14 protein-coding genes are annotated in these 11,016 nt (G+C 44.8%); 2 read left to right on the top strand and 12 right to left on the bottom strand.

All coding sequences use genetic code 11. From position 1 onward, the window contains the following. Positions 1 to 196: 196 nt before the first annotated feature. Both ACFPXP_RS09280 and ACFPXP_RS09275 read right to left on the bottom strand, forming a co-directional pair. On the bottom strand, positions 197 to 1,036 hold the full coding sequence (locus tag ACFPXP_RS09280) for a hypothetical protein (RefSeq protein WP_379893930.1): 840 nt from the start codon (positions 1,034 to 1,036) through the stop codon (positions 197 to 199). After that, positions 1,011 to 1,694 carry an HD domain-containing protein gene (locus ACFPXP_RS09275; protein ID WP_379893929.1) on the bottom strand — a complete coding sequence of 228 codons (684 nt, stop codon included), beginning with the start codon at positions 1,692 to 1,694 and terminating at the stop codon, positions 1,011 to 1,013. Before ACFPXP_RS09275 ends, ACFPXP_RS09280 begins: the two co-directional genes overlap by 26 nt. Positions 1,695 to 1,823: 129 nt before the next feature. Between ACFPXP_RS09275 and ACFPXP_RS09270 the strand changes: the two genes are divergently transcribed. Next, a complete protein-coding gene (locus tag ACFPXP_RS09270; protein WP_379893928.1) occupies positions 1,824 to 2,120 on the top strand; it encodes a YkgJ family cysteine cluster protein in 297 nt (98 codons plus the stop codon). Between the two features lie 22 nt (positions 2,121 to 2,142). Here the strand turns inward: ACFPXP_RS09270 and ACFPXP_RS09265 are convergent, their stop codons facing one another. The 10 genes from ACFPXP_RS09265 to ACFPXP_RS09220 all read right to left on the bottom strand — a co-directional run bounded on the left by ACFPXP_RS09265 (position 2,143) and on the right by ACFPXP_RS09220 (position 9,625). After that, positions 2,143 to 2,802 (bottom strand): HAD family hydrolase, encoded by a 660-nt coding sequence (locus ACFPXP_RS09265; RefSeq protein ID WP_379893927.1) that lies wholly within the window; start codon positions 2,800 to 2,802, stop codon positions 2,143 to 2,145. A 317-nt stretch (positions 2,803 to 3,119) separates the two neighbouring features. After that, positions 3,120 to 3,479 carry a GIY-YIG nuclease family protein gene (locus tag ACFPXP_RS09260; RefSeq protein ID WP_379893926.1) on the bottom strand — a complete coding sequence of 120 codons (360 nt, stop codon included), beginning with the start codon at positions 3,477 to 3,479 and terminating at the stop codon, positions 3,120 to 3,122. Between the two features lie 213 nt (positions 3,480 to 3,692). Beyond that, a complete protein-coding gene (gene fosB / locus ACFPXP_RS09255) occupies positions 3,693 to 4,121 on the bottom strand; it encodes a metallothiol transferase FosB (protein ID WP_379893925.1) in 429 nt (142 codons plus the stop codon). 14 nt (positions 4,122 to 4,135) lie between these two features. Beyond that, on the bottom strand, positions 4,136 to 4,777 hold the full coding sequence (locus tag ACFPXP_RS09250) for a hypothetical protein (protein ID WP_379893924.1): 642 nt from the start codon (positions 4,775 to 4,777) through the stop codon (positions 4,136 to 4,138). Positions 4,778 to 4,799: 22 nt separating this feature from the next. Beyond that, the gene (locus tag ACFPXP_RS09245) at positions 4,800 to 4,925 is read right to left on the bottom strand and encodes a hypothetical protein (protein ID WP_379893923.1); all 126 of its coding nucleotides are present in this window, start codon (positions 4,923 to 4,925) and stop codon (positions 4,800 to 4,802) included. Beyond that, positions 4,922 to 5,404: a DinB family protein gene (locus ACFPXP_RS09240; RefSeq protein ID WP_379893922.1), complete on the bottom strand. Its 483-nt coding sequence runs from the start codon at positions 5,402 to 5,404 to the stop codon at positions 4,922 to 4,924. The genes ACFPXP_RS09245 and ACFPXP_RS09240 overlap by 4 nt, the downstream gene beginning before the upstream one ends. Positions 5,405 to 5,462: 58 nt before the next feature. After that, positions 5,463 to 5,885, bottom strand: coding sequence for a hypothetical protein (locus tag ACFPXP_RS09235; protein WP_379893921.1), 423 nt, complete (start codon positions 5,883 to 5,885; stop codon positions 5,463 to 5,465). Positions 5,886 to 6,213: 328 nt separating this feature from the next. Beyond that, positions 6,214 to 7,152: an aldo/keto reductase gene (locus tag ACFPXP_RS09230; protein ID WP_379893920.1), complete on the bottom strand. Its 939-nt coding sequence runs from the start codon at positions 7,150 to 7,152 to the stop codon at positions 6,214 to 6,216. A 123-nt stretch (positions 7,153 to 7,275) separates the two neighbouring features. Beyond that, positions 7,276 to 8,271, bottom strand: a complete 996-nt coding sequence (locus ACFPXP_RS09225) for a Gfo/Idh/MocA family protein (RefSeq protein WP_379893919.1) — start codon at positions 8,269 to 8,271, stop codon at positions 7,276 to 7,278. 421 nt (positions 8,272 to 8,692) lie between these two features. Continuing rightward, on the bottom strand, positions 8,693 to 9,625 hold the full coding sequence (locus ACFPXP_RS09220) for a macrolide 2'-phosphotransferase (RefSeq protein WP_379893918.1): 933 nt from the start codon (positions 9,623 to 9,625) through the stop codon (positions 8,693 to 8,695). A 554-nt stretch (positions 9,626 to 10,179) separates the two neighbouring features. Between ACFPXP_RS09220 and ACFPXP_RS09215 the strand changes: the two genes are divergently transcribed. Next, positions 10,180 to 10,773 (top strand): DUF4352 domain-containing protein, encoded by a 594-nt coding sequence (locus tag ACFPXP_RS09215; protein ID WP_379893917.1) that lies wholly within the window; start codon positions 10,180 to 10,182, stop codon positions 10,771 to 10,773. The last annotated feature ends 243 nt before the right edge of the window (positions 10,774 to 11,016 follow it).

The raw sequence follows: 11,016 nt of genomic DNA, 5'->3' as shown, positions 1-11,016 counted from the left end.
TCGCCCTTGTTAAACAATCCTCAAACCATTGGCGTGTTTGTCAAGAGCGATTGCGGCGCATCTCCTTCCAGTAAATAGGAGAGAAGCTAACCCTTTAGGTAGTTTTCATAAATCTTTTGACACTACCTCATCTCATTCATCCGAAATAGACATGCTGCATACGGCTTCATCCCGAACCTGATCCAGGAACCATTTCCTACAGAAACGGATTCAGGATGTCCCGCAGTTTTTGTCTCCATGCCGCCTGATCAAATTGCGAATTATTCAAGACGATCGTCTCAATGTGCAGTTTATTGACAATCTCCTGTTCGAGCTGCTGTCTATGTTTCAGAACTTGAATGGTCCCTTCTATTCCCTGGAAGCCATTTTCTAGACCGAACCCTTGTCCCGTGTAATAATCTACGAAACCGTTCAACCAGGAAGATTCCCGCTCTTTCGATGCTTTATGGAACACGGTCTCCAAGTGATCCTGTTCAATGTAAATCAACAGCGGGTCTAGATGCCGAATCGCCTGCTCCAACTTAAGTACGTAATCCGATACGATCTCCTCAGGGGCGTTGTATTTAACCATACTAACCGTAACCGGATTTTGAATAAAACAGCATTCGAACACGTATGTCGTGCTTTCCTCCGCAGCGGTCTTTCCAAACTGACTCCACCTGTCGGTAATCAGCTCGATATTTTTTTGCAGCGGCAGCTCGTATATATCCTGCTGAAAGATCGTTTGGAATACCTCATCCGAAAGATCGATTTGATGCTCATCGCATATTTTGCGATAAGGCACGAGCAGCTCATCTCCCTTTTGTATTGAGTATTCAAGAAAAAGCTGGTAAAAGGACGAATCAGAAAATGCCGCTTCAAATTGCTCCTTCGTCAAGCAGGCGACTCCGTCATAATCCGCCGGATGTTGCAAATCCCCTTCTAAAAACAGGCGTGTATCTACTTTATGTTCTGCTAACAATTGATTCACGATCTGAGCTGTCGTGGATTTTCCAAAACCCGGCAGCCCCTCAATCAATATAAGTTTCGATCTCATCTTGCTTGATCTCCTCCATGCCGTTCCATTCCTTAAAAAACTGCTTCAAAAATTGTTCCATAAATACATGCCTTTCCTTCGCCAGCTGTATAGCGAACGGCGTATTGAATCGACCTTTTAAAGTCAGCAATTTCTCGTAAAAATGATTGATCGCTGTGCTCTTCCCGTGACGGTATTCGTCTGGAGTCATGGTTGTACGAACCGGAAGGTCGGGATCATACATCGCTTGACCCTTCCAGCCCGAGTAGGCGAACGTCCTCGCAATGCCTATGGCCCCTATGGCATCCAGGCGATCTGCATCCTGGACCACCTGGCCCTCTAATGATTTCATCGGTTCACCATGGCCGCCGCGAAAGGAGAGCGTAGCAATAATATCCAACACCTGCTCCGCGTCCTTCATCTCAACTTGATGAGCAAACAGCCACCTTTTCAATTCTTCCATGCTTTCATCCTTGGATTGAACGAGCTTTTCATCTGCCAAGTCGTGAAGCAACGCTGACAGCTCGCAAATAAAAGAATCCGCTCCTTCCTCCGCCGCAATTCGTTTTGCCCATTCTGCCACACGAAAAATATGCCACCAATCGTGCCCGCTCGCATCATTCTGCAGCTTCATCTTCGCATATTCCCTTGCTTTAGATAAAATGTGCTCCTTGTTCAACTCTGCCGCTCCCTCCTCCATCTGCTGCGAAACGGATGTAAAATGTGGACTCTCTGCTCTAAGACAGTTTCCTATGCTACAATAAGTACATCTAGATAAAATTTTGAGTGAAAAAGGACGTGAAAAAACATGGAATGCCGTCCCGGCTGTGGTGCTTGCTGTATCGTCATATCCATCTCTTCTCCGATACCAGGAATGCCTGGCGGCAAGCCGGCAGGTGTACCTTGTATACAGCTGACACCTGACCTAAAATGCAAACTGTTCGGTAAGCCTGAACGCCCGAAGGTATGCAGCTCGCTTCATGCGTCCCCCGATATGTGCGGAGCAACAGACGAGGACGCGTATCAAATTCTAAGCTATATGGAAGACGCTACCCGTCCGATTGCAGCGGCTGAAGAGGAATCCGCAGCCGATCAATCCAACTGAGCATCCTTTACAGTTAGAACGCTTATAAACCCCCGATCAATTCTGCCAATTCATCGAAATGATCTATGATCCCATTCACGCGGCTAGGCTTATCCATATGCTGATCTCGTTTCCACACCGCTTTCATTCCTGCGCGGATACTTGCCTCCACATCGTTCACCGGATGGTCTCCAACGTAGACCGCTTCTTCCGCTCGAACAGCTAAGTTGCTTAGCGCCAATTCAAAAATCGCTGGATCTGGCTTGCGAAGGCCTGCCGATTCAGAAATGATGATATCATCCACATACGCTTCCAGCTGGAGTGCCTTCATGTTTGACCTTTGGAGACGATCAAATCCGTTCGTTATGATCCCCAGCTTATACCCGCTCTGCTTTAACTTAGACAGTACTTCCGGCACCGACGGAAATGCAACGGCGTGCTCCGAAAACCGCGATACAAAATCCTCCAGCAGATCTTCCCAAGGAATGCCCTGTATGATGTTTTCCTCTATGAATTGCTGATACACTTTATCCTTCCATACATAACCTCTTTGATCCAACTGAACGAATCGACAGACATACTGCTCTTGGGCACAAGTAATGAATGTGCTATAGCGTTCATATTGTGCGCTGACGACTCCAATCAAGGACTGGTCTCGATCAAGCAGCGTGCCATCCAAATCGAAACATACGGCTTTCAGCATTAAAGTACCCTCCTTAGGATTCCAAACCACTATTCCGTTCGGCGGAAGTACGTACGAATTTCTCGATCATCCACCGGATCATAGTCAACACCACGTACCCTATGACAGCTCCTGTCGTGTTGAGAATAAGATCATCGATAACAAGATCGTATACATCACCAGCGCAACAAAAACTAATTTCCTCATCGCTCGTACTTCCTTTCCTACGATGCATTATACATGGTATATTGCGGAATCGCACCCTGAAATGTACAAAAACCAGCCGCCGACGGATGATCACCGCCAGTCAGCTGGTTTTGATTCCATGTTCTATTCTTTTAGACAATCTCCTTGTGATATCCGCGTTCTCCGTACGGCTTCAGCTGATCCAACCATTTTTGCTCCAGCTTCTTCAATTCTTCCTTCTCGTTAAAAAAGGGATCGTCCTTCTTCTTCTTCAGCGTCTCTAATATTTCAATCTGAAAAGCGTCCTCGCCAAATTTCGTCCATTCCTGTTGCAGCTCGTGATTTTTATGGCTGCCAAAATTCAACTGAAACTTTACGCCATTTAACGTTCTTAAGTTTCTGCTGCTGGCCACAAAGCGTTTTTGATTGATGACATTCTGTATTTGATAAACGCCGGACTCGGTCTTCATCTCCAAATATTGCTGGACCATTTCTTTCCGATTCGAAACCATTGCGGGTTCTCCTTTCCTACCTAAAATATAAACGATATATATATTTGTTTAATTTATTTACATCATTATATTACATCGTTTAATTTCGTGTCAATGAGAAAGTCCATATAGAGAGGTCACCACAAAACAAAAAAACCGTACCTACGCCACCAGCGCAAGCACGGACAATTTTCAAAAGATGATTCCTTGTTGATTCACAAATACAGCCGACTCTTACTCATGATGATAAAACGTCATATGGCTTTTTTCCTCTTTATAATATTGAAGTCGTTCCTCTAAACTGCCCGTGTGGAATTCCAGAAGATGCCCATCAGGATCCCTAAAATAAATCGATGCGCGGTCCCGTTCATTCCGAGTTCTCCCTTGGACAATATCGACATGGAATTGTTTAAGCTTCGATACGAGCTTCTCCAGATCCCTCTCTTTCACAGTAAACGCCAGATGTGTATAGGATTGATAAATCTCGCTGCGGGGAATGTCCTTCTGCACATTTAAGGCAAGCCATATGCCTGCCAGATCAAAATATGCAAGGCTATTGCCTCTCACCAATAGTTTCGCCTGCAATATATCGCTGTAAAACGAAATAGAACGTTCCAAATCCGACACCGATATGCAAATATGGTTCAGCCCTTTAATTTGCACTTGCTGCACCGCCTTTATTTTTCAACGGATATTCCCCTTACAAGAAAGATGCCGGCAAGTACGCTTAGCACCAATCCCAATTCATTCGTTCTCGTTAAATCCATGAGAAACCCTCGAATGCCTTCCTCCACAAACCCATATTCCATCACAATTGCAGGATATAACGACCTGTAGATTAGACTCGCGTACATAAGCACCGCTGCCAACAAAATCCAACCATTCAGCTTAACCTTATGGCGATCTTTCCATAATGCCGTGGCCTTCTTCATTTCCACGCAAACGCCAATCAACATCCCCAGCAAAGAATACAACAATATTCCATTGGATACCTTCAGCAATTGATGTTCCGCACCGGCATGCTGCATCCACGAATGAACGCGTCCCATAAAGTAAATGATCGTCATCATGATTGCAAACATCATGGCAATGAATCCCATACGTCTTAGACTCCCATGCGATAAGCTCCTCTTTTTAGTCCCCCATAACAACGTAATGAAGGAAGCAGCAGCGATGAATAGTACTGCGATAACCGAGTACAAGACAATATCTCTAATGCTTGTATTCATATCCGTTTGAATGCTGCGAGCCATCAAAACTGCGACACCTATACTGACAATCCAGACCAAAGCAAGGAACAACGGCTTCCAATTCCGCATTCTTTATCACCCCCTGCCACCTCTACACATCGCTGCAGCTCATGGAACCTTTCAGAGATGATCCGTAGACTGAGACTTCATGAAACGCTTGTTCAAAATCATTCTCTTGTCCTGGAATCACGTGAAGATAAACTGCTTCTAGATTCAAGATCGTTCCTCCCGAATATAGATGATATAATCCACAGCAGGACCCGGGATTCCTTGCTGTCGAAGCATCGAGGTAATGTTGCCGCGATGATAAGAGCCGTGACTGACGACATGCTGGATGAGATCGTATGCGGTGTTCTGGAATGCATCGCCTTTCAAATTATGGTATGAGATTACATCTTGTTCATCCAAATTTCGAAAAGCTTCCTGCAATTCATCCAGAAGAGGAATATAGCGCTGCTCTGCATCCTGCAGCGAAGCGAAGGAACCCCTGCTTAGTGAAGCAGGACTGACCCCTCGAAACCTCGAAAGCCACACTTTATCCGCATCATACATATGCATCAGCGTATGCGAAATACTCGGAAACACATTCCCCAAATCTTTCTGAAAAACATCCTCTGAAACACCTTTCAAGTGTGCGATGGTTTTCAATTGTGCCCATTGATGGTATGCCGCCAACACTTGCATCCGACTTTCCATAATCATCATCCACCCTTCACTTTGATATGGTTTTGCATGAGTACACGCGTGACTTCAGTTAACGTGCATTCATTAGCGGATTCCCACCACGATCTGTCATATAGCTTCTCACCTTATATGTAAATGAAAGCACGAGCATCACCAACGACAATAACAAATAGAACGGGTTCTGTAATGACAAGAGAAAATGCAGCACCAAAGAAAGAACTAAAGACTTGTATTTTCTGTTGTTCATCGCTGAAAGCGTCCAAAGTGAGAACACAAAAGGCAGCAGATTATATCCTACCATTCGGCCGAAGTTCCTCGCATCGTATTCGTCCGGTTCTATCCCTAACGCACTGTTTAGGGCACCGGATTTAAAAGACTCCCAACTGTCTCCTGCCTCAATGAAAAAGAGACCAAATAAAATGCAAAAAATAACGATGAGAGCTATTTTAAATATCATAAAAATTTGAATAAATCTTAAGCTCATCGGCTTCATCAACATCATTTCCTCCAGCTCTTATGAAACATCATATGCGCCCCATCGGAACCGTATCCGTTAACGCTAGGTCTCTTTTTGTTTCGTCATCGCATTTATGATATTCCATTTCGATTTTTTCCAAAAAACCGTCGACAAGACATCCCTGCTCACATTCTGACGTAAACTCATTCGACGAATGGGAAGAAATTCCTTCAAATCCATCTTCTATATTTATATGTATTGTGACCAAGACAAACCTAGGAAAGCTCCAGTAAATGCAAATAATCTTGCCCAGCCGCTTGCTGCCGCCGGACAAGATTATAATAAGCGCACTCATGCGGTGTCGTTATCTGCTCTCCTGCTTGAGATCCAACCAAGCGATTTCGCTCTTGCTCAATCGGATTTGGGCTCCTTCCGCACAAGACCGCATTTCCTCCGGATTTTGCGGACCAATAATAGCACAAGTAGGAAACGGCTGATTCAGTACATAAGCGAGAGCAATTTGAATGGTAGAAACTCCTTTTTCCTCTGCTAGCGTTTTTGCCCGATCGTAACGCTCCCAGTTCGCATCATTATAGAAAACACGTACCAAATCTTTATTCTCCAAGTTGTCTCGAGTAAATCGGCCCGTAAAGAATCCTCTCGCTTGAGATGACCAGGATAAGAGCGGGAAATTTCTTTCTGTGTGCCACTGCAGTATTTCATCGTCGGCAGAGATGCAATCTCGCCAATACGGCTCTTGTGCTTTCGCCAAGCTCAAATTCGGACTGTTGAAGGTAAAGCCGTGGAGACCGTTCTTCTTCGCATAATCGTTCGCTTCTTGAATACGCTGCACCGTCCAGTTGGATACGCCGAACGCTTTGATTGTTCCGGCCTCCACATGTTCATTCAACGCATCGATAATGACCTGAACCGGTACATTCGGATCATCCCTGTGCAGCGCATACAAATCTACGTAATCCGTCTGCAGCCGCTGCAGACTAATCTCCAGCTCTTCACGAATGGCATCCGGATTTACCCTTGGACCGCTTGCATTGGGATGGGCACCTTTCGTCCATACCTTAATCTGATCCCGATTGCCTCGCTCCTGCATCCAAATACCGATCGCCTCTTCACTTTCACCGCCGCAGTAAATAAAGGCCGTATCAATCGTATTCCCTCCGTTTTCCACGAACGAGTCCAGCATCTGCGATACCAGCTCCATCCGTTTAGGCGAAAAATAATCGGATCCCATAATCAGCTGCGTTATTCCGCCCTCTACTCCTGGAATCTGAATTTTATTCATCCGTACACCCCTTCACTTGTTTATGATTAAATGCACTTATCCTGCGCATGGATTGCTGTCGGTTCGACCTATCGCGTTGAAATACCAATATCACGTGTCTATGAATGTGCGGTGCAAACTATCTTAGCATGTGACTCGGACTCTCTCTCGAGCAGATTTCAAGCATGCATCGATCACTCGCATATTTAATATAGAATCCATCGGATCAAAAGGATATGATGCTCCTTCTAGGACGGCACGACCAAAATCATCCGCCTGACAGGCGTAATGGTTCACGACAGGAACTTCAATTTCTTTTCGTCCATCTGCTGTTTCAATAAAGTAATTCGGACTGGAATGGGTCGTAAAAGCGCAGGGAATTTCAATCCGCCCTTTCGTCCCTAAAATCTCAAGTGTATTACGGTACGCAGCCCACATACCACAGTCGAAAGATAAACTGACACCGTTTTCAAATTCAACTAATCCAGCCAGCATCATATCGACTCCACCGTGATCCGGTGAGAAAAAGGCATGGCAAGTAGCCGCTATGGGTTCCGTCCCGATAAGCATCCGAGCTGCGGAGATGGGATAACAGCCTACATCGTATAAAGATCCTCCGCCCATATCCTGATGAAAGCGAATATTTTCTTTGCTTCCGGCACTGTTGAACGTGAACGTACCATGAATACCGCGCAGCTCTCCGATTTCGCCGGAATGAATATGCTCCCGGATCTGTTCGTATCTCGGATGATGACGATACATGAACGCCTCAGCGTAAATGACTCCAGCTTTATGGCACGCCGCTGTCATCTCCTCCGCTTCCTGTGCGTCCAGCGCAGCCGGCTTCTCGCAGAGAACATGCTTGCCCGCTTCTGCCGCTTTGATCGTCCATTCCTTGTGCAAATGATTCGGAAGCGGAATATATACAGCATCGACATCGGCATCTGCCAGAAGTTCTTCATAGCTTCCGTAGGATTTCGGAATGCCCAGCTCCTCCGCGAATGCCATCGCCTTGCTCGCGTCCCGACTTGCTACTGCATAAACCTCACCCGTCTGAGATTGTTGAATGCCGGGAATGACCGATCTTCTTGCAATCCCCGCCGTGCTCAAAATACCCCAACGCAATTTCTTGTCTGACAATGTGATCGCTCCTTTGCTTCGTAACTTTCTTATGGATTTAGTACGTTGCTGTTAAGGCCATTATATGATCAATCTGCACAGAATAGGTAGTAGCATATTTATAAAAAATAGCAGGATATTTCAATACTGCGATTTGACCATAATCGATTCCGCTTATTTTTCTTCCTAAGTATAGAAGCTGCAGCAAGAGTTGAAATATAACAGGATTTGTATGTACTTTCCAATGGATCATTTACCGAATGACTTAACAGGCACCCGCTTACACCTCGTTTACTATCTTGTAATGAAAATGTTCATGATGAACAGCATCCATTCCGGTTAGCTTTCCGCAAAAAAGACTGACTGTCTCACTAGGAAAAACAGCGGCAAACCAGCACATTATGACCGGATTGCCGCTGCATACTTATTTGAGTTCTGACAGCTACCCCACATTCCAATTTGCAATCATGCCGCGAGCCATTTCCATATCTGATTCCTGCCCTGTCGTAAGCGCAAATTTGGCTACCAAAGCCGGGTAAGCCCCCCACTGCTCCACGATGTGATCTTTCATTCTAGGCCAAACCTTGCCTCCGGCCTTCTCATATCGCTTGAGAAAATCTTGAAGCTTCTCTTCCCCGAACAATGCGAAAAATAAAACAAAGTCTTTCCCAGGGTCTGCTACTTCCGCTTCCGTCCAATCGATTAATCCTGTTACTCGGTGGTTACGATCGACAATGATATGAGGCGAATGAAGATCCCCATGATGAAGCGCTGAATGGTCAGGCCAATACGAATCGGTTGACAGCCATGAATTCCAACGTTCTGCCATCTGGTTAGGTATTTGAAAATGCTGCTCGATCTCCTCTATATTGTTCGCGAATGTCCTTCTCGCCTCATCAGCACTTTTTACTCTTACCCCTGCTTCCTTCACTGTCTTATGATCAATCTGATGCAATGCAGCCAGCGTTTCAGCTAGAGAGTCAAAGAAGACGTGAGACAAATCGTTTTGATCGTATTTCCATACATATCCTCCCGCCGTCATATCGATGGTCGCAACGGGGTGCCCTTTCAACAGTGGATATGCAATTAAATCCTTTGTAAAGATGTTCCATTTCGGCACATCGAGGGGAAGTTGTTTGCCTACCAGCTTCAACACCTGGTCCTCGTATTTCGCTCGTTCCCAGACGTCATTACGTCTAGGCATACGGAGTACCCAATCTTGACCATGATCATCCGTAACGAAGGCAACGAGAAAATCCATACCAGATTCATTGATCTCCACTATTTGATTATTTATTTGTAAACCGTTTTGTGCCGCAGCGGACAAAAAAGCTTGACGTATTTCCTGCTGGCTATGAACTTGCGAGTTTGTCATAGTTACACATCCTTCATATTGTTGTAGACATAAAAAAACACAGACCTTAACATGTCTGTGCAGCCGTTTTCGAATCTGAAGAATGCCTCAATAACCCAAATAAATGAAAGACGAGTAAAAAACCCTGTTCTCATTGAAGATGGTTGATTTCTTATTTGGGTATACGTGAATTAGGCAAACTGATCCCCGACTACTCTGCACAGTCATCTTGCAATTCGTTCCAATTGCATCATTCAGACGAAGCACTTAACGTAAACGGGAATCATTTATCACACGTAACCCTCCGATCAACAAGATGTGTTCATTTTACCACAGCTATCCATATTCATCCACCTTATATTGTTTGATAAAAATAGTCAGAAGGTTTCTTATCCGAGCCCAAAGGCAGATGTCGAAGTCGTGTATTGATAGAACCGTTTCGGCCTCCATTCTTCTGATCGTTTGAACCTTTGAGCAACCCTATGACTTTCGACATATGAGAATGGTTGCAGGACATGTCGATATCATGTCGAATGTTTACCTTCTGGAGAAAAAACATCTTAGGAGGAACAGCTGTGTTAAAAAAAATGCTAGTACCCACAACCATTGCCATGTCCTTAACTCTTGCGGGATGCTCATCGGGGGATGTAAGTCAATTGCAAGCAGAGGTAGACGCGCTAAAGAAAGAAATAGCAGAGCTAAAGACACAAATCGGAGGTTCAGCCCCTTCAGCGCCTACCAATGATTCAAACGCGTCCAATGCCGCCAACGATTCCTATGGCTTAGGAGAAGAAATCGTCTCTAATGGAGTGACCTTCACCATTACTGAAGGGAAGCGGATGTCCGAGCTGAGCGAGAATTTGAAAGCAAATGAGGGCAAAGAATTTTTAATCTACTACGTACATATCACGAACACGAGTAATGAAGATTATGAATTTAGACAATCCGATTACAGCATTGTTTTAGGAAATGGTGAGATCGAGGATAATTATCTTCTTATTGATACGGCAAATCAGTATGATGACTTAGGAAATGGAGAGCTCGCTTCCGGCGGGACAAAGTCAGGCTTTGTAGCATTTGAAATCCCACAAAACGATCAACCGTTGGAAATGAGATATGAAAAAAGAACGTTCTCGGAAAGTACGGCTTTCAAAGTGAAGCTGCAGTAAAATAGCATTAAATAGAAGCAAGCGGATGCCCATGTACCACGGGTGGACCGCTTGCTTCTTTTGTACATGATACATATGGAATATCCTATGTAAACAAGGGAATTGAAGCTTTGTTCAGTTAAGTCCGTATAATTGTGTAAAAATGAAATCTCTTAAAAATTAAGAGAGCCATTTTAAAATCCCTCAGTTAGAATGGAGTTATCCAGACAACATTCTAAATGTACGAGGTGATTTAAATGGCTC

The sequence above is a fragment of the Marinicrinis lubricantis genome (assembly GCF_042658665.1).
Classification (GTDB): domain Bacteria; phylum Bacillota; class Bacilli; order Paenibacillales; family KCTC-33676; genus Marinicrinis; species Marinicrinis lubricantis.
This window is presented reverse-complemented; position numbering and strand designations above follow the sequence as displayed.